This window comes from Luteibacter sp. RCC_6_2, from assembly GCF_041360655.1.
GTDB lineage: Bacteria > Pseudomonadota > Gammaproteobacteria > Xanthomonadales > Rhodanobacteraceae > Luteibacter.
In genome coordinates, this window is sequence record NZ_JBFUPQ010000006.1 from 213591 (window position 1) to 240500 (window position 26910).

Below are 26910 nucleotides of genomic sequence, written 5' to 3' on the forward strand. Positions count from 1 at the left end.
GTTGTCCGGCTATTTTAGATCAGATGGGAAATGTGTCAACCACCTTGCACCGTATTTTTTTCACTTTTTTTCACCTCGTCTGAATCCGAGTCCCCGCGCAAACTGGGCCAGGCGGCCCGCAGGTAGTCCAGGCCCGACCATATGGTCAGCACGCCCGCGATCACCAGCAGGGCTTCGCCGATGTGGTACAGGCGCAGGGTTTCAGCGTCGTGCTGGAGCAGGAGTACCACCAGCGCGACCATCTGCGTGGCGGTCTTCAGCTTGCCCAGGAAGGCCACTTTGACCTTCGACCGCGCGCCGATCTGGGCCATCCACTCGCGCAGGGCCGAAACGCTGATCTCGCGGCCGACGATGACCGAGGCGGTCACCGCCATGAGGATGCCCTGCCAGCCGCCCGGGTGGGACTGCACCAGCAGGAACAGCGTGACCGCCACCATCAGCTTGTCCGCCACCGGGTCCAGGAACGCGCCGAAGGCGGATGTGAGATTGAGGCGCCGGGCCAGGTAGCCGTCGAGCCAGTCCGTGAAGGCGGCAAGGACGAAGACGAGGGCCGCGGTGAGGTTCGCGCCGCGGAACGGCAGGTAGTAGACGATGACCATCACCGGCAGCAGCAGCACGCGGAACAGGGTCAGCCAGGTGGGGAGATTGATTCGCATAGGTCGGCCGGTACGGGAGACGTGCCACGTGGGCTCGCCCGGGTTCAATCAAGGATGCAGCATGGCATAGATGCGTTCGGCGAGGCCGCGATCAATCCCCTTCACGCTCATCAGTTCCTCGACGCCGGCGGCTTCGACGCCTGCCAAGCCACCAAAGGCCTTCAGGAGCGCCGCGCGACGGCGCGCGCCGACACCCGCCACGTCCTCGAGGGTACTCCGCTCGCGCGCCGCTTCGCGCCGGCGGCGGTGCCCGCTGATCGCGAAACGGTGCGCTTCATCACGTACCGCTGCCACGAGGTGCAGCGCGGGCGAGGACGTGCCGGGGTGCAGGGTCTTGCCGCTGTCGGCCAGCACCAGGGTCTCCTCGCCGGCACGCCGACCGGGGCCCTTGGCGACGCCGACCACGCGGATGCCTTCGACGCCCAACTCGCGCAACACGTCCACGGCCTGCGCCACCTGCCCGGTTCCGCCGTCGATCAGTAGGATGTCGGGCTTGACCCCGCCCTCCACCACTTTCCTGAACCGGCGGGTCAAGGCCTGGTGCATGGCGGCGTAGTCGTCGCCGGGGGTGATGCCGGCGATGTTGAACCGGCGGTAGTGCGACTTCTCCGGTCCCTCGGGACCGAAGACGACGCATGAGGCGACCGTCAGTTCACCGCGTGTATGGCTGATGTCGAAGCACTCGATGCGACGCGGTGTCGCGTCGAGATCCAGCACCTTCTGCAAGTCGTCGAAGCGGGCCAGCAGTGTATGCCGGCTGGCGAGCCGCGATGTCAGGGCCGCGCTGGCGTTGCGCTGGGCCATTTCCAGGAAGCGTGCACGCTCGCCACGGACACTGGGCTTGAGCGAGACGACATGGCCCGCGTGGTCGGACAGCACCGATGCCAGCACGTCCGCGTCTTCCACGGGATCGCTCAGTACCAGCTCACGGGGAACCTGGCGTTCCAGGTAGTACTGGGCGATGAACTGCGAAAGCACGTCGGATATCGAGGCATCGGTCGGCAGCCGCGGGAAGAAATCGCGCGAACCCAGGCTGACGCCGTTGCGGAAGAACATCACGCTCACACAAGCCATGCCCCCTTCCATGCAGCAGGCGATCACGTCCATGTCCGCGCTGGCACCCTGCACGAAATGCTGGGCCTGCAACCGGCGCAAGGCGGCGACCTGGTCGCGCAACGTGGCGGCGCGCTCGAAGTTCAATGCCTTCGAGGCGTTTTCCATGGCGATGGCGAGTTCGTCGATCACCGCACTGCTGCGGCCTTCGAGGAACATCTCCGCATGACGTACGTCGTTCTTATAGTCCTCGACCTCGATCAGGCGCACGCACGGCGCACTGCAACGGCCGATCTGGTGTTGCAGGCAGGGTCGCGACCGGTTCTTGAAATAACTGTCCTCGCATTGCCGCACCTTGAAGAGCTTCTGCATCAGGCCAAGGCTTTCACGAACGGCGAAGGTGCTCGGATAGGGGCCGAAGTAGCGCCCCGGGCCGGTCTTGGCGCCACGGTGAAAGGCCAGGCGCGGGTAGTCCTCGCCGCCCGACAGGTAGATATAGGGGTAGCTCTTGTCGTCGCGCAGCACGATGTTGTAACGCGGCTTGAGCGACTTGATCAGTTGCGACTCGAGCAACAACGCCTCGCCGGCGGTGCGCGTGAGGGTGACCTCGGCACGGGCGATCTGCGACACCATCGAAGCGATGCGCGGGTCCATCGGCGGTTTCAGGAAGTAGTTGCCGACGCGCTTCTTGAGGTTGGCCGCCTTGCCGACATAAAGCAGCTCGTCCTCCGCGTCGAAGTAGCGGTAGACGCCGGGCGAGGTGGTGAGATGGCGGACGAAGGCCTTGCCGTCGAACGGATGCGACTCGGTGTGCTCCATCCGGTCATTTTACCCCGTCGGCGGGCGACGAACGCGAAAACGCCGGCATGGAGATGGGCCATGCCGGCGAGGACCTTCCGTGGGAGCGTCGCCTGTCCTTCAGGGGGTGAGTGTGGCGACAGGGATAGGTTACGTCGCCGCCCTCTCCGGCGCGCCCGGCGAAGCCCGGGAAACCGTGTCAGGCTTGCCCGGTGGCGACCGTGGGGGAATCCTTACGACCCCGTCGATCCTTGCGCGGCGAGCCATCGTTCCGCCCGTGCCAGGTCCTCCGGCGTGTCGATGCCCGGCGGGAAAGGTTCCGGCGTCGGCCGGACCGAAATGGCGTAGCCGTGTTCCAGGGCGCGCAACTGCTCGAGCGACTCGGCCTGTTCCAGGGGCGTGCGCGGCAATGCCGCGAGGCGACGCAGGAAGCCCGCCCGGTAGGCATAGATGCCGATGTGCCGAAGGAACGGCACGTTGGGCGGCAAGACATCCCGGTTCGCGGCGAAGGCGTCCCTGGCCCACGGGGAGGGCGCACGGGTGAAATACAGCGCCCGGCCGTTCTGTCCGCGAACGACCTTGACGATGTTCGGGTCGAACAACTCGTCGGCGTGCGCGATCGGCGTGGCCAGGGTCGCCATCGGCGCATCGTCGCCCGCCAGGGTCGCCACCACGGCGCGGATGCCGGCGGCCGGGGCGAAGGGCTCGTCGCCTTGCAGGTTGACCACCACGGTGTCGTCCGGCCAGCCGAAATGGGCGGCGGTCTCGGCGATGCGGTCACTGCCGGAGGCGTGGTCCGGGCGGGTCATGCAGACGAGGATGTCACCACAGCCCCTGAGTTCGCGGGTGACGCGCTCGTCATCGGTGGCGACCACGACTTGCGCCGCCCCGGCCTGCCCCGCCCGCGCCGCCACGCGACGAATCATCGACTCGCCCGAGATCTTGAGCAGCGGCTTGCCCGGCAGCCGCGTGGAGCCGAAGCGCGCGGGCACCACGACGACGAACGGGGGAATCTTTTCGGCCATGACCATATCCGCTGACAGGAAACCGAAGCGTAGCGCCTTCCCGCCAGCGGCGGAACGCGTCAGGCAGCGGAGCGCAGGCGGAAGCCCACGCCGTTGGCCAGTTCCATGAATCCCGGGAACGAGGTCGCCACGTTGGCGCAATCGCCGATCGCGATGGGCGCCGACGCGACCAGTCCCGCGATGGCGAAACTCATCGCGATACGATGGTCGCCGTGGCTGTCGATGCTGCCACCACCGATCGTGCCGCCACGGATGATCGCGCCATCGGGAAGTTCGTCGACGAGGACGCCGCAGGCCTTCAGGCCATGGGCCATGCTGGCGATGCGGTCGGATTCCTTCACGCGCAATTCGGCCGCGCCGCGGATCGTGGTCATGCCCTCGGCCACCGCCGCGGCCACGAACAGCGCCGGGAATTCGTCGATCATGTCGGGCACGATCTCCAGCGGCAACGCCACACCGTGCAGCGGCGCATGACGGATGACCAGGTCGCCGATGTCCTCGCCACCGCTGGTGCGCTCGTTCTCCACGCGGATATCCGCACCCATGAGTTCGAGCGCGGCGAGCAAGCCGGTGCGGCGTGGATTGAGGCCGACGGCCTTCAGGCGCAATTCGGAACCCGGCACGATGCACGCCGCGACGATGAAGAACGCCGCGGACGAAAAATCCGCCGGCACGTCGACATCGACGGCGCGCAAGGCGTGACCACCTTCCAGGCGCGCGCGGCCGGGCGAATACTCGATCGGCCAACCGAAGGCCTTGAGCATGCTCTCGGTGTAGTCACGCGTCGGATGCGGCTCCACGACCTCGGTGAAGCCATCGGCGTACAGGCCCGCCAGCAACAAGGCGGACTTGATCTGGGCGCTGGCCACGGGCGGCTCATAAGCAATGCCCTTCAACCCTGCCCCGCCATGGATACGCAGCGGCGGCTTGCCATCGTTCGTTTCGATCGATGCACCCATCGCTTCGAGGGGATCGGTGACGCGGCGCATCGGCCTGCGCGACAGCGATTCATCGCCCACCAGGACGGAATCGAACGCCTGGCCCGCCAGGAGACCCGCCAGCAGGCGCATGCCGGTCCCGGCGTTGCCGCAATCCAAGACATCGGGACTGCCGCGCAGGCCATGCAGGCCCACGCCATGGACGATCCGCTCGCCCGGTGCGGGGGTCTCGAAACGCACGCCCAGCTTGCCGAGGATGGCGGCCGTGGCGCGCGTGTCCTCGCCTTCGAGGAAACCACGGATATGCGACACGCCTTCCGCGATGGCGCCGAACATCAGCGCACGGTGCGACACCGATTTGTCGCCCGGCACGGCGATCTCGCCGCGCAGCGGACCACCTGCGGCGCTCACCCAATCCACGCGGCTCATGGCAGGCTCTCCAGCAGGCGTTCCAACTCGCCGCGGCTGCCGATGCTTATCCGCAGCGTATGCGGCAAGCGGTATCCCGCCATCGGCCGCACGATCACGCCACGTTCGAACAGGTGCGCCTCGAATGCGGCGGCATCGCGGCCCAGGTCCACGAGCAGGAAGTTGGTCTGGGACGGCAGCACACGCAGGCCTCTTGCCGCCAGTTCCTCGGCAAGCCACGCGCGATCGCGACGGTTCGTATCGCGCACGCGGGCGCGGTGTTCATGATCGCCGAGCGAGGCTTCCGCCGCGGCCAGGGCCACGGCGTTGACGTTGAACGACTCACGCAAGCGCTCGCACACCGCGGCCACGGAGGGATGACTCAGCATGTAGCCGATACGCAAACCCGCCAGCGCATAGGCCTTGGAGAAGGTGCGCGTGACGGCCAGGTTCGGGAAACGACCGGTCAGGTGCAATGCGGTGCTCAGCCCCTCGGCGTCCACGTATTCGTGGTACGCCTCGTCGACCACCACGAGCGTCCGCGCCGGAATCTTTTCGAGAAACGCTTCCAGCGCGGCATCGGTGAACCATGTGCCCGTGGGATTGTTCGGATTGGCCAGGTAGACCAGGCGCGTATCCGGCGTGACCGCCGCCGCGATCGCGTCGAGGTCGTGGCCGTACGGCGCGTGCGGATGGTCCGCCGGCAACGCCGGTACGGCGATCGATGGCGCACCGGCCGCCGCCGCGGCGATGGGAAACACCGCGAAGCCGTACTGCGAATGCACCACCGGGTGTTCCGCATCGGCGAAGCACTGCGCCATCAGCATCAGCAACTCGTGCGAGCCGTTGCCCAGGGTGATGCCCTGAACCGGAACGCCCAGCTCCGACGAGAGCTTCTGTTTCAGCGAGGCGCCTAGCGGATCGGGATAGCGCCAGATGTCCTCGAGCACACGCGTGGCGGCACGCATGGCGAGCTTGCTCGGCCCCAGCGGGTTTTCGTTCGAGCCGAGTTCGGAGAGCACGGCGCCGAAACGCAGGCGCAGCGCGGGAAGATCATGGCCGGGATCGTAGGCACGGAGTGCCGACGTCGCCCGGTTGGCGAGCGCGGCGGCATCGAAATGTGAGGTCATGGCAAGGCGACAGGGTAAGAGCCGAGAACGCGCACGTCGGCGGCGGCAGGTTTCATTTCCTCGAGCGCGGCCTGCAGGGCCGCGTCCTCCACATGGCCGGATACGTCGATGAAAAACGCGTACTGCCACTTGCCCGTATGTGCCGGGCGGGACTCGATCCGGTTCATGCTGATGCCGTGGTGCGCGAGCGGGCTCAGCACGTCGTACAACGCGCCGGGCTTGTCGCGCACCGATACCAGCAGCGACGTACGGTCGTTGCCCGAGGGTGGAAAGATCGAGCGGCCGATGACGAGGAAGCGCGTGGTGTTGTCCGAACGGTCCTCGATCGGCCCTGCGACCGTCTTCAATCCGTAGACGCGCCCCGCGGTTTCGCCCGCGATGGCGGCGGATTCCGGCGACAGCCGCGCGGTGCGCGCCGCCTCGGCGTTGCTCGATACGGGGATGCGCTCCACGTGCGGCAGGTTCACCCGCAGCCAGCCCTGGCACTGCTGCAACGATTGCGGATGCGAATAGACGCGCTTCACGTCCTTCAATTCGCCCGACAGCGACAGCAGGTTCTGGTGGACACGCAGTTCCACCTCACCGCAGATCGTGGCCTTGGACACCAGGAACATGTCCAGGGTCATCTGGATCATGCCCTGCCCCGAGTTCTCCACCGGCACCACGCCGAAGTCGGCGTTGCCGGCGGCCACTTCCTGGAACACTTCCTCGATGCTTCCCAACGGAAGGCCATAGGCGGCGTGGCCGAAATGCTTGCGCACCGCCTGTTCGCTGAAGGTGCCCTCGGGACCCAGGAACCCGATCTTCAAGGGCTGCTGCTGCGACAGGCACGACGACATGATCTCGCGGAACAGGCGCACCAGCTCCGCGTTCGGAAGCGGCCCGTCGTTGCGGTCGATCACGCCACGCAGCACCTGGGCTTCCCGTTCGGGTCGGTAATACTCCACCGCCGCCTTCAACGGGCCCTTGGCCCGCCCGACCTGCTGCGCCCAGCGGGCGCGCTCGCTGATGAGCGACTGCAGTTGCTGGTCGATGCTGTCGATGCGCGTACGCGCCTCGGTCAGCGTGGCTTGTTTATCGGCCTTGTCGGCGGGGGTCTTGCTCATGGACGTCCAGGCGGCTAAGTGGTTGCAATTGAAACGGTTATCGCCGCGATGCGATGCTGCAGCGCGGCGACCTCCGACTTTAACCGTGCCGCGTGGCAAAGTCCCGCATGAATTGCACGAGGGCGTCCACCGCCGCCTGTGGCACCGCGTTGTACAACGACGCGCGCATGCCGCCCACGGCCTTGTGGCCTTTCAGCGCCAGCAGGCCTGCCGCTTCCGATTCCACAAGGAAGGCGGCATCCAGCGATGCGTCATGCAAGGTGAATGGGACGTTCATGCGCGAGCGGGCGCGCACGGCGACGGGGCTGCGATAGAAGCCGCCCGAACCGTCGATGGCGTCGTACAAGGTCTTCGCCTTCCGCGCGTTCCGCTCGCCCATCGCCACGAGGCCGCCCTGCTGTTCCAGCCACTCGAAGGTGAGGCCGGCCAGATACCAGCCCCAGGTGTTGGGCGTGTTGAGCATGGAGTCGTTCGCGGCGTGTTCGGCATAGCGGAAGATCTTCGCCATCGGCCGGCCGGGACGCGCCAGCAGTTCGTCGCGCACGATCATCACCACGAGGCCCGACGGGCCGATGTTTTTCTGCGCGCCGGCATAGATCAGGCCGAAGCGCGACACATCCAGCGGGGCGGACAGGATGTTCGACGACATGTCGGCCACCAGCGGCACCTGGCCCACGTCCGGGATGTCGTGGAACTCGACACCCTGGATGGTTTCGTTCGGCGTGTAATGCACATAGGCCGCGCCGGGGTTCAACGTCCACGTGTCGCGCGGCGGCACGTCGACGAAATTCGCCGATGCCGAACTGCCGGCCACGCGCGCCTCGATATAGGGCGAGGCCTCGCGCACGGCTTTCTCGCTCCAGTGGCCGGTCACGATGTAGTCCGCGCTGCCACCTTCGGGCGCGAGGTTCATCGGGATCTGCGCGAAGTGCTGGGTCGCACCGCCTTGCAGGAACAGTACCTTGTACCCCGCGGGTACGGACAACAATCCACGCAGCCGGCGCTCGGCATCGGCGGCCAGTTCCATGAAGCGCTTGCCGCGATGGGACAGCTCCATGACGGAGGCGCCCGATCCGTTCCAGTCGAGCATTTCCGCCTGTGCGCGTTGCAGTACCGCTTCCGGCAACGCCGCGGGACCCGCACTGAAATTCCAGACTCTGCTCACGTGATTCTCTCGGCCGGGGGGAACGGCCATTATGCCGTCCGCGGGGCCGCTCAGAACTGGACGAACAAGACCAATGCGATGCCGAGCGCGAGCACCGCGGCGGTGAGGATCAGCCACCATACGTCGCCACGCGGACCCGCGGCATCTTCAGGAAGCGGTTCGGGCTCCGGCTCCGGCATGACCACCTTCGGCTCCGCGGCCCAGCCGGGACCGTCGACGACGAAGCGGTGCGAGGCGATACCCAACTGGTCGCCGGGCTGCAAGGAGGCGCGAACCACCTTCACCCCGTTCACCCGCACGGCATGCCTTGCAGGCACGCGGGACGCATCCAGGACAAGCTCGCCGCCATCCCATGCGAGGACCAGCAAGGCCGCGTCGTTGCCGGGCAACTCGAGCGGCATCGCCCCGTGGCTGGCGCCGAGTTCGAGGCGATCGCCCACGGGTATCACCCGGCCCGACAGCGGCCCGGCCACGGGCCGCAGCGCCACGGTGCAACGCGATTCGGTGGGTTCCCGTACCTCCCGCGCCTCCAGGTCCGCGTCCTCGCGGATCAGCATGCGGCAGTCACCCAGCGACAGGCTGTCGCCTGGCCGCAACAAGGCGCGCTCGCGCACGGGGCGCGCATTGACGTAGACGCGCCCGGTATCGGGGGCCACTTCCAGCACCAGGCCGCGACGGTCGCGATGCAGGGTGACATGGCGGGCGGCGACCTGGGCTTCGGACACGACGAGGTCGTTGTCGTCGGCACGGCCGATGGTCAGCACGGGCCGTGACCAGTGGAAATCACCGCGAGCCGAGCTGACGAATTCGATGCGCATGGAAGAACCGGGACGTTGACGACGCGACTTTAGCAGAGTGCGGTATCTGATTGAACGCAAAGGCGTCGCTGCCTTCAGTATGGAACGCCTGTTAAACTCCCCGCTTTCACTCGCGAGGACATCCACGATGGCGAAGATCGACATCCGCCGCCCCCACGGGACCACCATCGAGGGAGCCCGCGCCGTCGTCGACAAGGTGGCCGCGCGCATGAGCGAGAAGTTCGGCACCGAGGGCACGTGGCAGGGCGATACGCTCACCTTCGCCCGCTCGGGCGTGAAGGGCGCGATCGCGGTCTCGGCCAGCGAGGTGCACGTCACGGCCGAGCTCGGCATGCTGCTCTCGCCGCTGCGCGGCACCATCGAGGACGAAATCCGCAGGAAGCTGGACGAGCAGTTCGGCTGACGGCCCGGACGGCCGTCAGGCTTGGGTGGCCTGGGCCAGCCTGCTATGGCATACTAAGGGACTTATGCGGCCATTCCGGCCGTTCACGCCGACCCGGAACACATGGCAAAAGACGACGTCATCGAAATGGAAGGTACGGTCCAGGAGACCTTGCCCAACACCATGTTCCGCGTGCAGCTCGAGAACGGGCACGTCATTACCGCCCATATCTCCGGCCGCATGCGCAAGCACTACATCCGTATCCTCACGGGCGACAAGGTGAAGGTCGAAATGACCCCCTACGACCTGACCAAGGGACGCATCACGTACCGCATGAAGTAAGGGCGCCACGCGCCGGCCTCATCGGGACATGAAAAAGCCGCGGCATGGCCGCGGCTTTTTTTGTGGCTCTTCCTCACGCATGGGGTTCGCCTGGTGCAGTGCTCGGCTTCGCCGCTGAAGCGGCTCCCACACTCCCACGGGACAGGAGAAGACGACGAAACGGCGGGCGGGGCCGCGAGGCCCCGCCCTTCGTTTACGCGGGAACCGTCGCCGGTTCGGCCGACTCGGTTTCCACGTGCAGCTCGTCGCCTTCCACCGACAGGGTGACCTTGCCGCCCTCGGCCAGCTTGCCGAAGAGCAGTTCGTCCGCCAGCGCGCGCTTGACCTTGTCCTGGATCACGCGGGCCATCGGGCGTGCGCCCATCTGCGGGTCGAAGCCGTGCTCGGCCAACCAGCGGCGGGCTTCCGGCGAAACGTCCACGCTCACCTTCTTCTCCGACAGCTGCGTTTCCAGCTCGATCAGGAACTTGTCCACCACACGCAGGATGTGGTCGAAGTCCAGCGCATTGAACTGGATGACCGCATCGAGACGGTTGCGGAACTCCGGCGTGAACATGCGACGGATGGTCTCCATGGCGTCCGGGGCGTGGTTCTGCTTCACGAAGCCGATGCCCCGGCGCGAAGCCAACTGGGCGCCCGCGTTCGTGGTCATCACGATGATCACGTTCTTGAAGTTCGCCTCGCGACCGTTGGTGTCCGTCAGCACACCACGATCCATGACCTGGAGCAGGATGTTGTAGACGTCCGGATGAGCCTTCTCGATCTCGTCCAGCAGTAGCACGCAATGCGGATGCTTGGTGATCTGCTCGGTGAGCAGGCCGCCCTGGTCGAAACCGACGTAGCCCGGGGGCGCACCGACCAGGCGCGACACCGAATGCGCTTCCATGTATTCCGACATGTCGAAGCGGACCATCTCGATACCCAGCTGCATGGCGAGCTGACGGGTCACTTCCGTCTTGCCGACGCCCGTGGGGCCGGCGAGCAGGAAGCTGCCGATCGGCTTGGACGGATCGCCCAGGCCCGAGCGCGCCATCTTGATCGAGGACGCCAGGGCTTCGATGGCCGCATCCTGACCGAAGACTACCATCTTCAGGTTGCGCTCGAGGTTGCGCAGCACATCACGATCCGAGGCCGAGACCTGCTTGGCCGGGATGCGCGCCATCTTGGCGATGATGTATTCGATCTCGGGCACGTCGATCTTGCCGGTACGCTCTTCCTCCGGCAGCAGGCGCTGGCGGGCGCCGGCCTCGTCGATGACGTCGATGGCCTTGTCGGGCAGCAGGCGATCCGGGATGTGCTTGACCGACAGGTCCACGGCGGCACGCAGGGCCTCACCGGTGTATTCCACCGAATGGTGCTCTTCGAACCGGCTCTTCAGGCCGCGCAGGATCTCGATCGAATCGGCCACGGTGGGCTCGACCACGTCGATCTTCTGGAAACGACGAGCCAGGGCGCGGTCCTTCTCGAACACGCCACGGAATTCCTGGAACGTGGTGGAACCGATGCAACGCAGCTCACCCGACGCCAGCATGGGCTTGATCAGGTTCGAGGCGTCCATGGTGCCACCCGATGCCGAACCGGCACCGATGATGGTGTGGATCTCGTCGATGAACAGGATGGCGTTCGGCTGCTTCTTCAGCTGGGCGATGACCGCCTTCAGGCGCTTCTCGAAGTCGCCGCGGTACTTGGTGCCGGCGACCAGCGCACCGAGGTCCAGCGACCAGATGGTGCAGTCTTCGAGCACTTCCGGCACCTGGCCCTCGACGATGCGCTTGGCCAGGCCCTCGGCCAGGGCCGTCTTGCCCACGCCAGCGTCACCCACGTAGAGCGGGTTGTTCTTGCGGCGGCGGCAGAGCACCTGGATGGTGCGCTCGACCTCGTCCTGGCGACCGATCAGGGGGTCGATCTTGCCCTGGATGGCCAGTTCGTTCAGGTTGGCGGCGTATTCGTTGAGTGGGTTGCCCTTGCCTTCGCCGCCTTCTTCGCCGTCACGCTCGGCGTTCGGCGCCGCGGCGGCCGACTCGTCGCCGATCTTGGCGATGCCGTGCGAGATGTAATTGACCACGTCCAGGCGCGTAATTTCCTGCTGGTGCAGGAAATACACGGCATGGGAGTCCTTCTCGCCGAAAATGGCCACCAGCACGTTGGCGCCGGTGACTTCCTTACGGCCGGACGACTGCACGTGGTACACGGCGCGCTGGAGCACGCGCTGGAAGCCCAGCGTGGGCTGTGTATCGCGCTCGTCACCGGCGGGGAGCACCGGTACCGTCTCGGCGATGATCCGCTGGAGATCGGCCGCCAGGCGCGGCAGATCGACGCCACAGGCGCGCAGGGCGGCCAGGGCGGAGGTGTTTTCCGTCAGGGCGAGCAGCAGGTGCTCCACGGTCATGAATTCGTGGCGCTGCTCACGGGCCTGCTTGTAGCAGTGCCCGATGGTGACTTCTAGATCCTTGCTGAACATACGGACCGTCTCCGATAGCTGTGGGCGGCGGGGAACCAGCCCCTTGTCAATGCCGCATGAACTCCAGATGGGGGATCGGCTACATCTTTTCCATAGTGCACAAGAGCGGGTGCTGATGAGACCGTGAGTATTCGTTGACCTGGGTCACCTTCGTTTCTGCCACCTCTCGGGTGAACACGCCGCAGACGCCCTTCCCTCGCGTATGTACATGAAGCATCACTTGCACCGCCCGCTCCTGGTCCATGCCGAAGAAACTACGCAATACCTCGATCACGAAATCCATCGGCGTGAAGTCATCGTTCAGCAGGACGACCTGGAACAGCGGCGGCCTGGCGGTTTCGGGGCGGGAGGTCTCGATGGCGAGGCCGTGCCCGCGCTCACTTTCCTGGTCGTGTTCGTGTTCGTGGGACATTCAGTTCGGAGCCTTCGATACGCGAATTGTTTATACACCGGAATCCGGCCCGCTTTCCGGGTCGATTCCCACAGGTAATGGCACAATATGCCTTTTTCCAGAGCCACCTATCTCATTAAGCCGATGCCGCCGACCTCTTCTTCCGCCGAAAACGTGTGGTGCCCCCGGGTAACGGCGGCTTGCGTGGTCGCGCGCGGCGATCGATACCTCATCGTCGAGGAGGAGGTCGCCGGCGAACTCGCCTACAACCAGCCCGCTGGGCATCTCGACCCGGGCGAGACCCTGCAGGCGGCGGCCGTGCGCGAAACGCTCGAGGAAACCGGCTATGGCATCGACCTCGACAGCTTCATCGGTGCCTGGCAGTGGGTGAATCCCGAGCACGGCGAGCAGGTGCTGCGGTTCGCCTTCGCCGGCCATGTCACTTCGCACGATGCCGACCGGCCGCTCGATACCGGGGTGCGGCGCGCGCTGTGGCTGCGTCGCGACGAAATCGAGGCGCTGGGCGCACGCTTGCGTACCCCGTTGATCCTGCAGACGATCGACGCCTGGCTGGATGGCCGCCGGTTCCCGCTGGATACGGTGTCGAGCCTCTTGCCGGAGGTATCCGGGTGAAGGTGATCCTCGGCGTCTCCGGCGGCGTGGACTCCTCGGTCGCGGCCCTCCTGCTCCAGCAGGCGGGGCACGAGGTCGAGGGCATGTTCATGCAGAACTGGGAGGAAGACGACCGCTCCGGCCCCTGCACCACCGACGACGACCGCAAGGACGCCGTCGCCGTGTGCGGCCGCCTCGGCATTCCGTTCCATGCACGGAACTTCGCGGGCGAGTACTGGGACGGGGTGTTCGAGTATTTCCTGGCCGAATACGCCGCCGGACGCACCCCCAATCCGGATGTCCTCTGCAATCGCGAGATCAAGTTCAAGACGTTCCTGGAGCACGCGCAGGCCCTCGGCGCGGAAAAGATCGCGACGGGCCACTACGCGCGCGTGGACTTCCGCGATGGCCGTTACCGCCTCCTCCGGGCCGTCGACGCCGCCAAGGACCAGAGCTATTTCCTGCATGCGCTCGGCCAGAAGCAACTCGCCGCCACCTTGTTCCCCGTGGGCGAGATCGAAAAGCCACGGGTACGCGAGATGGCCCGCGAAGCCGCCCTGCCGACGCATGCGAAGAAGGACTCCACCGGCATCTGCTTCATCGGCGAGCGCGACTTCCGCGCCTTTCTCGCCCAATACCTGCCGGCCAGGCCCGGTCCGATGGTCGACCCCGAAGGCCGGGTCATCGGCGAACACCAGGGCGTGATGTACTACACCCTCGGCCAGCGCAACGGCCTGGGTATCGGCGGACGCGCGGATGCGCCCAACGAGCCCTGGTACGTCGTCGGCAAGGATGTCGCCACGAATACACTGGTCGTGGCGCAAGGTGGCGAGAACCGTTGGCTGCAATCGAACCGCCTGACCGCCACCGACATCACCTGGGTGGCTGGCGAGCCACCGGCCGTGTCGTTCCGCTGCACCGCGAAGACCCGCTATCGCCAGTCCGACCAGGACTGCACCGTGGAAGTGCGCGGCGACATCTTGCATGTATCGTTCGACGAGCCACAGCGCGCGGTGACGCCCGGGCAATCGGTCGTCCTGTACGACGGCGAGACCTGCCTGGGTGGCGCGGTGATCGCCGCGACCGACGCGCCCTACGGCGGCCTGGCGTGAATCCGTCCATTCCCCCTACATTTCCCGAGCTTTTCGCATGAATGAAGAACGCGTCCTCGCCCTTGCCGGGGTTTTCCAGGGTGTCGCCCTCGCGCAGCAACTGGCTACCGAGGGGCGGTGCGACGAGGCGGCTTTCGAGGCCAGCCTCGCCAGCGTGTTCCGTATCGACGCCGATTCGGTGGCGTCCGTCTATGGCGGCGTCTCGGGAGTGAGGAAGGGGCTGCGCACGCTGGTCGCGCAGTTCGAGGACCAGACGCGCGACGTGGCGGTGATGCGCATGGCGATCACCGTCCTGCGCCTCGAGCGTTCGCTGTCGCGCAACCGCGGCCTGCTCGACCGCCTGCGCGAGGGCATCGTCGGAACGCAGCGCCAGGTCGAGCATTTCGGCATCGGCCACCCGAACGTCGCGGCCAGGCTTGCCGAGGTGTACACCTCGACCTTGTCGACGCTGAAGCCCCGCGTCATGGTCACCGGCACGCCGTCGCACCTTCAGCAGAAGGCGAACGTGGACAAGGTACGGGCGGCCTTGCTGGCGGCCGTGCGCTCGGCGGTACTGTGGAACCAGATCGGCGGCCGCCAATGGCACCTGCTGATCTACCGCAAGCAATGCGCGATGCTCGCCCGCGGCCTGCTCACCGGCTCCACCCTGGACGACGGCGGCTGATCGAGCCCTAGCGACCTGGTTTTTTGCTTTGGGTGGGAAGCCGCTAGGCGGCGATGGCCTACGAAGCCGCCGCATCCAGCCCAGGAATCGCCTCGGCCAGCGCCCGCAGCAAATCGCCGAACCGCGCCAGATCCTCCCGCCAAGGCGTGGCATTCCGCCAGTACAGCGAGATATGCCGCCCCGGCCGCGCACCCTCCACCGCCGCCAACACCACGTTCGGTATCGAACCCAATCGCTCGTGCGCGAGGATCGGCACCAGCGTGTAGCCACCCCGCAGCGCGACCAGCGTGGCCAGGCTTTCGATGCTCAGGTCCTGGATGCGCTCGGGCCGTGCCGAGCCGCTCATGCCGAGGTCCGACACGCCATTCCCATGACTCTCGGCCATCAGCGTGGCGTCCGCCGCATCCAGTTCGGTCAGGGCGATGGACGCGCGTCCGGCCAATGGGTGCCCCGTATGCAGCATCAGCTCGTACGGCTCGAAGAACAGGGGGATGGATTCCAGTCCGGTGACGATCGCGCTCGGCGGCGCCAGCACGGCGTCCAGTTCGCCCTCTTGCAAGCGGCGCAGCAAGCCTCGCGGCTTGCCTTCGGAGATCGTCAGGCGAGCCCCCGGGAAGCGCTGGGGAAACGGCTCGATGAAATGGGGTAGCAGGTACGGCCCCAGCGTGGAGGGCACCCCCAGCCGCAGTTCGCCGCCGAAAGCGACGTCCCCGGCCCGGGCCGCATGCTCCAGGTGCTCGGCCGAGGCCAACACCTCTTCTATATAGCCGAGCAGGCGCTGCCCGCTGGCGGTGGGCACCACCCGCCGGCCACCGCGCTCGAACAGGGGCGTGCCAAGCGCCTGCTCCACCTTCTGCACCTGGTGCGACAGGCCGGAAGGGCTGATGTACATGGCCCGGGCGGCGCTGTTGAAGCTGCCCTCCCGGGCCACGGCCTGGACCAGGGCCAGGTCGCGCAGCGACACCGACGACAAGGCCATCGATATCATCGAACGCTGCGTGCCATCAAATACGTTTGCGCTCACGTGCTCCGGCCCTCATCCTTCCGCCGCCCAGATTTCGCGCGGCCTGCGCTACCGAACGACCATTCTAGCCGGAGGCCGGTCTCACGGCGGTCGCACACCAGCGGCAGACTGCGCGATAATCGACGCCTTTGGCGGTCCGCAAGGGTCCGCCAGGCCTCCCCAGCTAAAGAACGTCACGCCAGGAGTACAGCATGAAAGACTCGTTCTCAGTCCGAGACAGTATCGAAGTCAACGGCAAGCGCCACACCATCGCCAGCCTGGCAAAGTTCGGCAACACGTTCGACATCAAGCGCCTGCCCTACTCCATGAAGATCCTGCTGGAGAACCTGCTCCGCCAGGAAGACGGCGTGAACGTCACCGCCAAGGAAATCGAGGCCGTGGCCAAGTGGGACGCCAAGGCCGAGCCGGACACCGAGATCTCCTTCATGCCCGCCCGCGTGGTGCTGCAGGATTTCACCGGCGTTCCCTGCGTGGTCGACCTGGCCGCCATGCGCGATGCCGTGACCAAGCTGGGCGGCGACCCCGACAAGATCAACCCGCTGGCGCCGGCCGAACTGGTCATCGACCACTCGGTGCAGGTCGACACGTTCGGCACGGAAAGCTCGCTCGAGCAGAACGTCGCCATCGAATTCGAGCGCAACCAGGAGCGCTACTCCTTCCTGCGCTGGGGCCAGAAGGCCTTCAACAACTTCAAGGTCGTGCCGCCGCGCACCGGCATCGTCCACCAGGTGAACCTGGAGAACCTCGCCCGCGTCGTCTTCACCAGCGAAGTGGACGGTGAGTCGTTCGCCTATCCCGACACCGTTTTCGGCACCGACTCGCACACCACGATGATCAACGGCCTCGGCGTGCTGGGCTGGGGCGTGGGCGGCATCGAGGCCGAGGCCGCGATGCTCGGCCAGCCGTCGTCCATGCTGATCCCGCAGGTCGTCGGTTTCCGCCTGAAGGGCAAGTTGTCGGAAGGCGTCACCGCCACCGACCTCGTGCTCACCGTCACCCAGATGCTGCGCAAGCTCGGCGTCGTCGGCAAGTTCGTCGAGTTCTTCGGCCCCGGCCTGCAGAACCTGCCGCTGGCCGATCGCGCCACGATCGCCAACATGGCCCCCGAATACGGCGCCACCTGCGGCATCTTCCCGATCGACCAGGAAGCGCTGAACTACATGCGCCTGTCCGGCCGCGACGAGGCGCTGATCGCCCTGGTCGAGACTTACGCCAAGGCCCAGGGCCTGTGGCACGACGTGAACACGCCGGAAGCCGAATTCACCACCACGCTCGAACTCGACCTCGCCGACGTGCGTCCGTCGCTGGCCGGCCCGAAGCGTCCGCAGGACCGCGTGCTCCTGGAATCGGTCAAGGGCAGTTTCCTCGATGCCGTCGGTCCGCTCACCGCGAACCGCAAGCCGAAGAACGGCGACGTGGCCCGCTTCAACAATGAAGGCGGCGGCACCGCCGTCGGCAACGAAGCCAACGCCGTCGATGGTGAAGGCGTGCTCGTGGAGAAGAACGGCAAGTCCTTCCGCATCAACGACGGTTCGGTCGTGATCGCCGCGATCACCTCGTGCACGAACACCTCCAACCCCGCCGTGATGCTCGCCGCCGGCCTGGTGGCGAAGAAGGCCGCCGCGCGTGGCCTCACCTCGCAGCCGTGGGTGAAGCCCTCGCTCGGACCGGGCTCGCTGGTCGTCACCGAATACCTGAAGAAGACCGGCCTCCTCGAGGAACTCGAGAAGGTGGGCTTCTACGTGGTCGGCTACGGCTGCACCACCTGCATCGGCAACTCCGGTCCGCTGCCGGTCGAGATCAGCAAGGGCATCGCCGATGGCGACCTCGCCGTGGCCTCGGTACTCTCGGGCAACCGCAACTTCGAGGGCCGCGTGCATCCCGAAGTGAAGATGAACTACCTGGCCTCGCCGCCGCTGGTCGTCGCCTACGCGCTGGCCGGCACGCTGAACATCGACCTGACCAAGGACGCGATCGGCATCGGCAGCGACGGCAAGCCCGTCTACCTCAAGGACATCTGGCCGAGCAACCAGGAAGTCTCCGACGCCATCGCCGGCGCGATCAGCCCGCAGATGTTCAAGGACAGCTACGCCGACGTCTTCAAGGGCGACAGCCGCTGGAACGCCATCGCCTCGCCGGATGGCAAGACCTACGCCTGGGACGATTCCACCTACATCAAGAACCCGCCTTACTTCGACGGCATGACCGCCGAGGCCGGCACCATCGAGGACATCCACGGCGCGCGCGCCATGGGCATCTTCGGCGACTCGATCACCACCGACCACATCTCGCCGGCCGGTTCGATCAAGAAGGACAGCCCGGCGGGCCGCTTCCTGATCTCCAAGGGCGTGGAGCCGAAGGACTTCAACTCCTACGGTTCGCGTCGCGGCAACGACGACGTGATGGTGCGCGGCACCTTCGCCAACATCCGCATCAAGAACCTGATGCTCGATGGTGTCGAGGGTGGTTACACGAAGTACATCCCGACCGGCGAAGAAATGGCGATCTACGACGCCGCCATGAAGTACAAGGCCGACGGCACCCCGCTGGTCGTCCTCGCCGGCAAGGAATACGGCACGGGCTCGTCGCGTGACTGGGCCGCCAAGGGCACCTTGCTGCTGGGCGTCAAGGCGGTGATCACCGAGAGCTTCGAGCGCATCCACCGCTCGAACCTGGTCGGCATGGGCGTGCTGCCCTGCCAGTTCCAGGACGGCGAGAACGCGCAGACGCTCGGCCTGAAGGGCGACGAAGTGTTCGACATCACTGGCCTGAATGGCGGCGAATCGAAGACGGCGACGGTCAAGGCGACGCGTCCGGATGGTTCGGTCAAGGAGTTCACCGTGAAGGTGCTGTTGCTGACCCCGAAGGAGCGCGAGTTCTTCCGCCACGGCGGCATCCTGCAGTACGTGCTTCGCCAGCTGGCGAAGGCAGCCTAAGAAGCATCGCCGGCATAGCCGGCTCCCACACGGGGTTTCGCACCTTGTGGGAGCCGACTATGTCGGCGATTCGCGAGGCCTGGTGGGGAGCCGACCCTGTCGGCGATACGGTTACAACGCGCGCTTCCAGCTCGCCGTGAAACACCGCCACTCGCGCCCTTCCTTGCGCCAGCCCGTCTCCACCACGTAAGCCCCTGCGTTATCCGGCAAGACGCCCACCCCGGCGGTCAGGGTGACGGTGAACGTCGCCACCAGCCGCTCGCCACGTTTCTCGACTTCCGTCGGGCCCATCAGCACGTGGACCTTCTGCCCGCGCAGCGCGTAGACCCGGACGAGGTTCGCCAGCGACGTGCGGTCGAGTTGTCCCGCGTTGCCGTCGAAGTCATCCGTCAACGCAGCGACGGTATCCCCCGCCTTGCCCGCTTCCGCACCTACCGAGGCAGCCGTTATCGCCGAGCGCACCTGCTCCTCGTCCGGCGCATGCCGGCAACCGGCGACACCCGCCAGTGCGAGGACGACCAGCAACGTTCCCGCTTTCCACATCGTGCTTTCTCCCCATGTAAACGCGCTGCAATGCGGCTTGCCGCTATACGCGGGCGTATGCTCCAATGCCACGGCCTTATGACGATGCGCCGTGCATCCGTCACTTCCTGGAGTTCGTCCGATTCATGAGCATTGAGCGTCCGTGGCTCGACCACTACCCGGCCGGCATTCCCGCCGACATCGACGTCAACGCGTACCGCTCCGTGGCGGCCGTCTTCGAAGACTCCTTTAAGAAATTTCGTGACCGCCCGGCGTTCGCGAACTTCGGCAAGGTCCTGACCTACGGCCAGGTCGACGAACTCTCGCGCGCCTTCGCGGGTTACCTTTCCGGCGAACTCGGCCTGAAGAAGGGCGACCGCCTGGCGATCATGCTGCCGAACCTGCTGCAGTACCCGATCGCCCTGTTCGGCGCGCTACGCCTCGGCCTCACCGTAGTAAACACGAATCCGCTATACACGGCGCGCGAACTGCATCACCAACTGGAAGACTCGGGTGCGCAGGCGCTGGTGGTCCTGGACAACTTCGCCGCCACGGCGCAACAGGCCGTGGAAGGCACCCAGGTACGCCATGTCATCACCACCGCCGTCGGCGACATGGTCGGCTTCCCGAAGGGCAACATCATCAACTTCGTGGTGAAGACCCTGCGCAAGGAAGTGCCTCCGTTCAAGCTGCCGCAGGCCGTGCGTTTCCGCGACGCGCTCGCCCGTGGCAAGGCGCACCCGTTGCCCACGGTGGAAATCGGCCACGACGACATCGCCTTCCTGCAATACACCGGTGGCACCACCGGCGTGGCGAAGGGCGCGATGCTCACCCATCGCAACATGGTCGCGAACATGCTGCAGACCCGCCCGTGGGTCGCCGGCCACGCCACGCTGGGCGAGGAAACGGTCATCACGGCGCTGCCGCTGTACCACATCTTCTCGCTGACGGTGAATTGCCTCATCTTCACCAGCCTCGGTGGCCTCAACTACCTCATCACCAATCCGCGCGACATGCGTGGCTTCGTGAAGGAGTTGCAGAAGACGAAGTTCACGGCCATCACCGGCGTCAACACGCTGTTCAACGGACTGCTGAACACCCCCGGCTTCGACCAGGTCGATTTCTCGCACCTGCACCTCTCCATGGCCGGCGGCATGGCACTGCAACGCGCCGTCGCCGAACGCTGGAAGAAGGTCACCGGCCATCCCATCATCGAGGGCTACGGCCTGACCGAGACCTCGCCCGTCGCCTTCGCCAATCGCGTCGACATCAAGGACTACACCGGCTCGATCGGCTATCCCATCCCGGATACCGATGCACAGATCCGCGACGAGGATGGCAAGGTCCTTCCGATTGGCGAAGTCGGTGAACTCTGCATTCGCGGTCCGCAGGTGATGAAGGGCTACTGGCAACAGCCGGAGGAAACGGCCAAGGTGCTCGATGCGGATGGCTGGTTGCGCACCGGCGATATCGCCCGCATGGACGAGACCGGCCAGGCCTTCATCGTCGACCGCAAGAAGGACATGATCCTGGTCTCCGGCTTCAACGTGTACCCGAACGAAATCGAGGATATCGTCATGCGCCACCCGGGCGTGGGCGAGGTCGCGGCGGTCGGTATCGACGACGAGCATTCGGGCGAGGTGGTGAAGCTGTTCGTCGTGCGCAAGGACCCCTCGCTGACCGTGGAGGCGCTGAAGGAGTACTGCCGGGAGAACCTCACCGGCTACAAGCGCCCGAAGCAGATCGAGTTCCGCGATGCCCTGCCCAAGACCAACGTCGGCAAGATCCTCCGCCGCGAGCTTCGCGACGAGGAACGAAAGAAGACCCGCCCGACCGCTGCTTGAGGTAGAAGCCGAACCTCTTGGGAAGCCGGCTCTTGTGGGAGCCGCTTCAGCGGCGATGGGTGCTTGCCGCAACCTGGCCCGCTGCCGCGGGATCGCCGACAAGGTCGGCTCCCACCAGGGCGGTTCCAATCGGGAGGGTTACCGCACCCCGGATGTCAGTCGTCCTGCCAGGCCTCGAGCGTGTCCGCGTAGCCGCCTAGCAACTCCCAGAGCGAGGCCTGCTTGTCCTCGGGGATGAGGGTGTATTCCATGCCGATCTGCCGCGCGGATACGCGGGCCACCGATGCTTCCAGGTGGATGTGCAGGTCGTGGCCGAAGATCATGTCCAGTATCCAGGTCTGCCCCGGCTCACCGCGCCAGCCGGGCGGACGGCGCAGGAGCGCGCCCGTGGCCGAGATGTCGACCAGGTCCGTCGGGTGCGCCTCGCCGCCGCGGCTCATCAGTACCGCGGTCTGTACCCTCATGCGCGCATGGCGATAGCGCGTATGCGAATCTTCCTTGTCATCCGACATCAGCTTCTCCACCCATCCCGATATTGCGTCCTTGTCCGTGGCGACCGACATGACCGCACCTCGTTCACTTACGTTCCGTGTCACAAACGGACACATTAGCGCAGTACGAGGTTCCGTCCGCCATCCTGCCGCACTCACTCGCTGCCGCGGGTCTTGAGCACTCCCGCGCGAACCAGGGCCCCGGCGCCGAAGCGCCCATTGATCAGGTCCTGCACACCGTCGGAACGCTTGTCCGACGCCGGCGCCGCGAACATGTCCTGCTGCTCGTCGCCGTGCCGGGCATCGAAACCCGACAGCGTCACGCCAAGCAGGCGAAGCCGTGGCCGGGGGTGCTGGCTCCACCAAACCTGAAGCAAGCGTCGTGCCACGGCGTGGATATCGGCCGTCGCGTTGCCGGGAACGGGCAATTGTGCCTGCCGGCTATGAGTCAGGAAGGGCGGCTCACGCAATTTCACCGACACCGTACGTGCGTCGAGTCCACGCGCCCTTGCCCGCGCGCCCACCCGCTCACATTGGCGCAACAGCCAGGCCTCGGCGATGGGCAGCTCCTCGACGTCGTACTCGAAGGTCCACTCGGAACCGATGGAGACCTCGGGCGCGTCGGTGACCACCGGCCGGCGATCCTCGCCGCGGCAGAGCTCTCGCAGCTGGGCGGCGTGACGCTCCCCCACCGCCTTGTTCAGCCGCCAGGCGTCGGCCCGGACCAGGTCGCCAATGGTGCGTATGCCGACCTTCTGCAGGGACTCCTCGGCCACCTTCCCGACTGTCCACATGCGACCGACGGGCAGCGGATCGAGGTAGCCACGCACCTCGTCCGGCGCGATGCGCAGGAAGCCGTTCGGCTTGGACAACTCGCTGGCCAGCTTGGCCAGGAGCTTGTTATGCGCCATGCCCACGGAGGCGTTCAGCCCCGTGCGCTCGCGGATGGTCTCCTTCACCCGGCGGCCGATGGCCTCGATCGAGGAAAAAAGGCGAAGACTGCCCGTGACGTCGAGGAAAGCCTCGTCGAGCGACAGCCCTTCGATCATGGGCGTGACCTCGGCGAATACCCCGAAGACCACGTTCGAGATTTCCTGGTAGCGCGCGTGGCGGGGGAAGATATAGACGCCGCCAGGGCAGCGCCGGCGGGCCTCCGAGGTGGCCATGGCCGAGCGCACGCCGTACTTGCGCGCCTCGTAATTGGCCGTGGACACCACGCCGCGCCGGCCCAGCCCGGCCACGATGACGGGTTTCCCCACCAGGGACGGGTCGTCCAATTCCTCCACGGACGCGTAGAAAGCGTCCATGTCGACGTGGATGATCGCGCGCTGGCCCGGCTGCATGGCGCCTATTGTGCCGCAACGTCGTAGCGACCGGCTGCCTGCCCGCTGGACTTGGGCGGGCACAGGCGATACCCTGTATCTCAATCGGGTGAACTTATTCGGGCGTCGCGCCCTCACCGGTCCGTGATCCAGGGACCGGCCGCGCTCTGCTCCCGACGTTCCTTCACAGACGGTGACCCTCCTGGGGTGTCCAGCGGCCTTGCCCTTCGCTCGTCGGCGACGATGCGTGGCAAGCCGGGCGAGGTGGCGGTGCAGCCGCCGGACGGCATCGATTGTTGCGTTCCCGGTCGCACTCGCGACCCTTCTGACGTGTGCCGATGACTAACGAGACAACCGAAGTCCAGGTGGTCGAAAAAACCCAGGGTGCCTTCGCGGGCATCCCGCAGCAGCAGGAAATGCCTCTCGCGCTCGTGCGCGGGCAACCGGTGCTGCAAATGCCCCAGGACCTGTACATCCCGCCGGACGCGCTCGAAGTCATCCTCGAATCGTTCGAAGGTCCACTGGACCTGTTGCTGTACCTGATCCGCCGGCAAAACCTCGACATCCTCGACATCCCCGTGGCCGAGATCACCCGGCAGTACATGGACTACATCGACATGATGCGCGAGGTGATGCGGCTGGAGCTCGCGGCGGAATACCTGCTGATGGCCGCGATCCTCGCGGAGATCAAGTCCAGGTTGTTGCTGCCGCGGCCACCGGCCGAGGAAGGCGTCGAGGAGGACCCTCGCGCCGAGCTCGTCCGTCGCCTGCAGGAGTACGAACGCTTCAAGCGGGCCGCGGCGGATATCGACGAGCTGCCGCGCCTGGAACGCGACACCACCGTGGTCCACGCCTTCGTCGGCGAGCACAACGTGGTACGCGTGCCGCCACCGCTGGACCTCAAGGAGCTCCTGCTCGCGCTCAAGGACGTGCTCACCCGCGCCGATCTGTTCACGCACCATGCGATCCAGCGCGAACCGCTCAGTGTGCGCCAGCGCATGGGCGACCTGCTCCAGACCCTCAGCGAGGGTGGCGGCTTCCACCGCTTCGAAACATTGTTCGACATCAACGAGGGACGGCTGGGCGTCGTGGTCACCTTCCTCGCCATGCTGGAACTCGCCAAGGAAATGCTCGTGGAAATCGTCCAGGAAGAAGCCCTCGGGCCGATCTACCTGAAGACGAAGGTACAGATGGAGGCCGAGCCCGAGGAAGCGCTCGCCTGACGGCCCTCCAAAGGGCCACGAACCGGGGGGCGTCGCACGAGCGGCCGCTCCCGTGCACGAACCCATCCGCGCGTGAAAGGCGCGGTACATCCCAAGGCCTATGCAACCCGAACAACTCAAACCCATCGTGGAAGCGGCGCTCCTGGCGTCGACCCAGCCGATGACGATCGCGCAGTTGAAGGCGATTTTCGGCGAGGAAGAAGACGTCGGCACGGAGGAACTCACGGCCGCCCTGGCGTCGCTTGCCGGGGATTGCGAAGGACGCGGCGTGGAACTGGTCGAGGTCGCTTCCGGCTGGCGCTACCAGGTCCGTCGCGACGTGCATCCCTGGGTCTCGCGGATGTGGGCGGAAAAACCCAGTCGCTATTCGCGCGCCCTGCTCGAGACGCTGGCCCTGATCGCCTACCGCCAGCCGATCACCCGTCCGGAGATCGAACAGATCCGCGGCGTCGTGGTCTCCTCGAACATCATCAAGACGCTCGAGGAACGCGAATGGATCCGCGTCGTCGGCCATCGCGACGTTCCGGGGAAACCCGCCCTGTTCGGCACCACGCGCGGCTTCCTCGACTACTTCAACCTCAAGTCGCTGGACGCCCTGCCCCCGCTCTCCGAGATCCGCGACCTCGAGGAACTCAATCCGCAGATGCGCTTCGAGGGTGACGCGATACCCGCGTCCGCCCACGCCGCGATACCGGACGATACGAATACCGCTACCGAGACCGCGCCCATCGAGGGCGACGAGATCGCGGTCGCGAACCAGCTGCCTGCCGGCGACGACGTCGCCGCGGCTTCCCCCACTGCCGACGAGGCAGAGAACCCCGTAGGCGACGCCGAAGACGACGACGCCGAGAAAGATACCGAGGAGTCACGCGCATGAACGCGCCACAGCGATCCCTGCTCACCCTTAAGCGCGGCGGCGACAACCCCGCCGACAGCAACCAACAACTCGAGGAGCGCCTGCACAAGGTCCTCGCCAACGCCGGACTCGGCTCGCGCCGGATGCTCGAACAGCGCATCCAGGCCGGCGAAGTCGAGGTCAACGGCACGGTCGCCACGATCGGCTCCAGCGTCCACGCCGGCGACCGCGTGGTGCTCGACGGCAAGCAGTTCGTCGTCGCCACCGACAACCGCAACGACGCCGAAGTGCTGGTCTACCACAAGCCCGAAGGCGTGGTGACCACGCGCGAGGACACCGAAGGCCGCCCCACCGTGTTCGAACAGCTGCCGCGCCTGCGCGGCGCCCGCTGGGTCGCCGTGGGCCGCCTCGACATCAACACCACCGGCCTGCTCCTGCTCACCACCGATGGCGAACTCGCCAACGCGCTGATGCACCCGAAGAGCGGCCTGGAGCGTGAATACCTCTGCCGCGTGCACGGTGAGGTGCCCGACGAGGTCATCGAGCGGCTCAAGGCCGGCGTGGAACTGGAAGACGGCCCCGCCCGCTTCGACGAGATCGCCACCATCAGCCGTGGTGGAAGCCATAGCTGGTTCCGCGTCACCATCCGCGAAGGCCGCAACCGCGAAGTCCGTCGCCTGTGGGATTCGCAGGGCTTCCTGGTCAGCCGCCTGAAGCGCATTCGCTACGGCACGGTCGAACTGCCGCGCGCGCTGCGCCGTGGCGATTGCGAATCGCTGGACGACACCGCGATCAAGGAACTGCGCGAGCGCGCGGGCCTCGGCGCCCCGGCACCCGTGCTGACGCTGAGCGCCGTGGTGCACCAGCGCCGCGCCCCGCGTCATATCACCGAGTACAAGCCGGATACCCGTACCACGGGTGCGTGGAGTTCGGCACGTCACGACGAAGCGCGTGAACTCACCGCCTTCGATCGCCTGCGCGACGACAACCCGCGCGGTGGACGTGGCGGTGCCGGCGGCCGTGGTGGTCGCGGCGGCCAGGCGGGCGCTCCGCGTCGTGAGGTCAACGGAAATGTCGCGCGTCCCGAGCGCGGCGGTGCCGCCGGCGGTCCCGGTGGCCAGCGCAAGTCGCGACGCGTCGCGCCGGGCCAGGAACTTCCGTCGATCCGCACGTGGTTCGCGGGCGACAGCCGTACCGGTGGCGGCAATGCAACCGGTAACGCCACGGGCAACCGCAGTCCGCGTCCGGGTGGACGTCCGGGCAATGCCGCTGGCGGCAACCGGCCCATGGGCCAGGGTCGTGCCGAAGGCAACCGCGCGGCAGGCCCGGGCCGTTCCGACGGCAACCGTGCGCCGGCGGGCGCTCGTTTCGATGGTGGCGGCAATCGTGGTCGCGGCCCCGCCGGTGGCGGCAATCGCACGGGCGGTGGCGGCCAGGGTGGCGGCAATCGTGCCGGCGGTGGTCCGCGTCCGGGCGGCAACCGTGGCGGTCGTCCGGGTGGCGGCGGTGGCGGTGGAAACCGTGGCGGTGGCGGCGGCAACCGGAGCGGCAACCGCTAAGCGGAAGCCTGCGGTCGCCTAGCGCGACCGCTTCATTTTGCTTCGCGGAAGTACGGGGAAGCACGGGGGCAG

The 26910-nt window shown here is 66.5% G+C and carries 24 protein-coding genes; 10 read left to right on the forward strand and 14 right to left on the reverse strand.

Annotation, left to right across the window (positions count from 1 at the left end):
- Window positions 1-35: 35 nt before the first annotated feature.
- The 8 genes from pgsA to AB6730_RS08705 form a co-directional block, all read right to left on the reverse strand.
- Window positions 36-656: a CDP-diacylglycerol--glycerol-3-phosphate 3-phosphatidyltransferase gene (pgsA, locus tag AB6730_RS08670; protein ID WP_371023246.1), complete on the reverse strand. Its 621-nt coding sequence runs from the start codon at window positions 654-656 to the stop codon at window positions 36-38.
- Between the two features lie 48 nt (window positions 657-704).
- On the reverse strand, window positions 705-2528 hold the full coding sequence (gene uvrC / locus AB6730_RS08675) for an excinuclease ABC subunit UvrC (protein WP_371023247.1): 1824 nt from the start codon (window positions 2526-2528) through the stop codon (window positions 705-707).
- 212 nt (window positions 2529-2740) lie between these two features.
- Window positions 2741-3532 carry a 3-deoxy-manno-octulosonate cytidylyltransferase gene (gene kdsB / locus AB6730_RS08680; RefSeq protein WP_371023248.1) on the reverse strand — a complete coding sequence of 264 codons (792 nt, stop codon included), beginning with the start codon at window positions 3530-3532 and terminating at the stop codon, window positions 2741-2743.
- Window positions 3533-3591: 59 nt separating this feature from the next.
- Window positions 3592-4899, reverse strand: a complete 1308-nt coding sequence (aroA, locus tag AB6730_RS08685) for a 3-phosphoshikimate 1-carboxyvinyltransferase (protein ID WP_371023249.1) — start codon at window positions 4897-4899, stop codon at window positions 3592-3594.
- The gene (gene hisC, locus AB6730_RS08690; protein ID WP_371023250.1) at window positions 4896-6008 is read right to left on the reverse strand and encodes a histidinol-phosphate transaminase; all 1113 of its coding nucleotides are present in this window, start codon (window positions 6006-6008) and stop codon (window positions 4896-4898) included. Before hisC ends, aroA begins: the two co-directional genes overlap by 4 nt.
- Window positions 6005-7114 (reverse strand): prephenate dehydratase, encoded by a 1110-nt coding sequence (pheA, locus tag AB6730_RS08695; RefSeq protein WP_306850472.1) that lies wholly within the window; start codon window positions 7112-7114, stop codon window positions 6005-6007. The genes hisC and pheA overlap by 4 nt, the downstream gene beginning before the upstream one ends.
- Before the next feature lie 79 nt (window positions 7115-7193).
- A complete protein-coding gene (gene serC / locus AB6730_RS08700; protein WP_371023251.1) occupies window positions 7194-8279 on the reverse strand; it encodes a 3-phosphoserine/phosphohydroxythreonine transaminase in 1086 nt (361 codons plus the stop codon).
- 50 nt (window positions 8280-8329) lie between these two features.
- Window positions 8330-9097, reverse strand: coding sequence for an FHA domain-containing protein (locus tag AB6730_RS08705; RefSeq protein ID WP_371023252.1), 768 nt, complete (start codon window positions 9095-9097; stop codon window positions 8330-8332).
- A 127-nt stretch (window positions 9098-9224) separates the two neighbouring features.
- Between AB6730_RS08705 and AB6730_RS08710 the strand changes: the two genes are divergently transcribed.
- Both AB6730_RS08710 and infA read left to right on the forward strand, forming a co-directional pair.
- Complete coding sequence (locus AB6730_RS08710) at window positions 9225-9500, forward strand: polyhydroxyalkanoic acid system family protein (RefSeq protein WP_371023253.1); 276 nt, start codon at window positions 9225-9227, stop codon at window positions 9498-9500.
- A gap of 102 nt (window positions 9501-9602) precedes the next feature.
- The gene (gene infA / locus AB6730_RS08715; RefSeq protein ID WP_019466733.1) at window positions 9603-9821 is read left to right on the forward strand and encodes a translation initiation factor IF-1; all 219 of its coding nucleotides are present in this window, start codon (window positions 9603-9605) and stop codon (window positions 9819-9821) included.
- A gap of 193 nt (window positions 9822-10014) precedes the next feature.
- Here the strand turns inward: infA and clpA are convergent, their stop codons facing one another.
- Both clpA and clpS read right to left on the reverse strand, forming a co-directional pair.
- Window positions 10015-12282 (reverse strand): ATP-dependent Clp protease ATP-binding subunit ClpA, encoded by a 2268-nt coding sequence (gene clpA, locus AB6730_RS08720; RefSeq protein ID WP_371023254.1) that lies wholly within the window; start codon window positions 12280-12282, stop codon window positions 10015-10017.
- 79 nt (window positions 12283-12361) lie between these two features.
- Window positions 12362-12694, reverse strand: coding sequence for an ATP-dependent Clp protease adapter ClpS (gene clpS, locus AB6730_RS08725; protein WP_306850467.1), 333 nt, complete (start codon window positions 12692-12694; stop codon window positions 12362-12364).
- Between the two features lie 87 nt (window positions 12695-12781).
- On the opposite strand from clpS, the gene AB6730_RS08730 reads away from it, so the two are divergent.
- From AB6730_RS08730 to hflD, 3 genes are read left to right on the forward strand one after another with little or no spacing between them, the layout of a single operon-like run.
- A complete protein-coding gene (locus tag AB6730_RS08730) occupies window positions 12782-13306 on the forward strand; it encodes an NUDIX hydrolase (protein ID WP_371023255.1) in 525 nt (174 codons plus the stop codon).
- Complete coding sequence (mnmA, locus tag AB6730_RS08735) at window positions 13303-14397, forward strand: tRNA 2-thiouridine(34) synthase MnmA (RefSeq protein WP_371023256.1); 1095 nt, start codon at window positions 13303-13305, stop codon at window positions 14395-14397. Before AB6730_RS08730 ends, mnmA begins: the two co-directional genes overlap by 4 nt.
- Window positions 14398-14434: 37 nt before the next feature.
- Window positions 14435-15061 carry a high frequency lysogenization protein HflD gene (gene hflD / locus AB6730_RS08740; RefSeq protein ID WP_371023257.1) on the forward strand — a complete coding sequence of 209 codons (627 nt, stop codon included), beginning with the start codon at window positions 14435-14437 and terminating at the stop codon, window positions 15059-15061.
- 58 nt (window positions 15062-15119) lie between these two features.
- On the opposite strand, the gene AB6730_RS08745 is transcribed toward hflD, so the two are convergent.
- A complete protein-coding gene (locus AB6730_RS08745) occupies window positions 15120-16049 on the reverse strand; it encodes a LysR family transcriptional regulator (protein ID WP_371023318.1) in 930 nt (309 codons plus the stop codon).
- 227 nt (window positions 16050-16276) lie between these two features.
- Here AB6730_RS08745 and acnA point away from each other — a divergent pair, with 227 nt between their 5' ends.
- Window positions 16277-19021, forward strand: coding sequence for an aconitate hydratase AcnA (gene acnA, locus AB6730_RS08750; RefSeq protein WP_371023258.1), 2745 nt, complete (start codon window positions 16277-16279; stop codon window positions 19019-19021).
- 111 nt (window positions 19022-19132) lie between these two features.
- Here acnA and AB6730_RS08755 read toward each other — a convergent pair whose 3' ends face one another.
- Window positions 19133-19630 carry a hypothetical protein gene (locus AB6730_RS08755; RefSeq protein WP_371023259.1) on the reverse strand — a complete coding sequence of 166 codons (498 nt, stop codon included), beginning with the start codon at window positions 19628-19630 and terminating at the stop codon, window positions 19133-19135.
- A 59-nt stretch (window positions 19631-19689) separates the two neighbouring features.
- On the opposite strand from AB6730_RS08755, the gene AB6730_RS08760 reads away from it, so the two are divergent.
- The gene (locus AB6730_RS08760) at window positions 19690-21387 is read left to right on the forward strand and encodes an AMP-binding protein (RefSeq protein ID WP_371023260.1); all 1698 of its coding nucleotides are present in this window, start codon (window positions 19690-19692) and stop codon (window positions 21385-21387) included.
- 155 nt (window positions 21388-21542) lie between these two features.
- Here the strand turns inward: AB6730_RS08760 and AB6730_RS08765 are convergent, their stop codons facing one another.
- A complete protein-coding gene (locus AB6730_RS08765) occupies window positions 21543-21899 on the reverse strand; it encodes a PilZ domain-containing protein (RefSeq protein ID WP_371023319.1) in 357 nt (118 codons plus the stop codon).
- Between the two features lie 134 nt (window positions 21900-22033).
- Window positions 22034-23221, reverse strand: a complete 1188-nt coding sequence (gene dinB / locus AB6730_RS08770; protein WP_371023261.1) for a DNA polymerase IV — start codon at window positions 23219-23221, stop codon at window positions 22034-22036.
- Between the two features lie 395 nt (window positions 23222-23616).
- On the opposite strand from dinB, the gene AB6730_RS08775 reads away from it, so the two are divergent.
- The 3 genes from AB6730_RS08775 to AB6730_RS08785 all read left to right on the forward strand — a co-directional run bounded on the left by AB6730_RS08775 (window position 23617) and on the right by AB6730_RS08785 (window position 26838).
- Window positions 23617-24423, forward strand: a complete 807-nt coding sequence (locus AB6730_RS08775) for a ScpA family protein (protein WP_306850689.1) — start codon at window positions 23617-23619, stop codon at window positions 24421-24423.
- Window positions 24424-24523: 100 nt separating this feature from the next.
- Complete coding sequence (scpB, locus tag AB6730_RS08780; RefSeq protein WP_371023262.1) at window positions 24524-25300, forward strand: SMC-Scp complex subunit ScpB; 777 nt, start codon at window positions 24524-24526, stop codon at window positions 25298-25300.
- Entirely contained in the window at window positions 25297-26838 is a 1542-nt protein-coding gene (locus AB6730_RS08785; protein ID WP_371023263.1) for a pseudouridine synthase, read from the forward strand. The genes scpB and AB6730_RS08785 overlap by 4 nt, the downstream gene beginning before the upstream one ends.
- Window positions 26839-26910 lie beyond the last annotated feature (72 nt).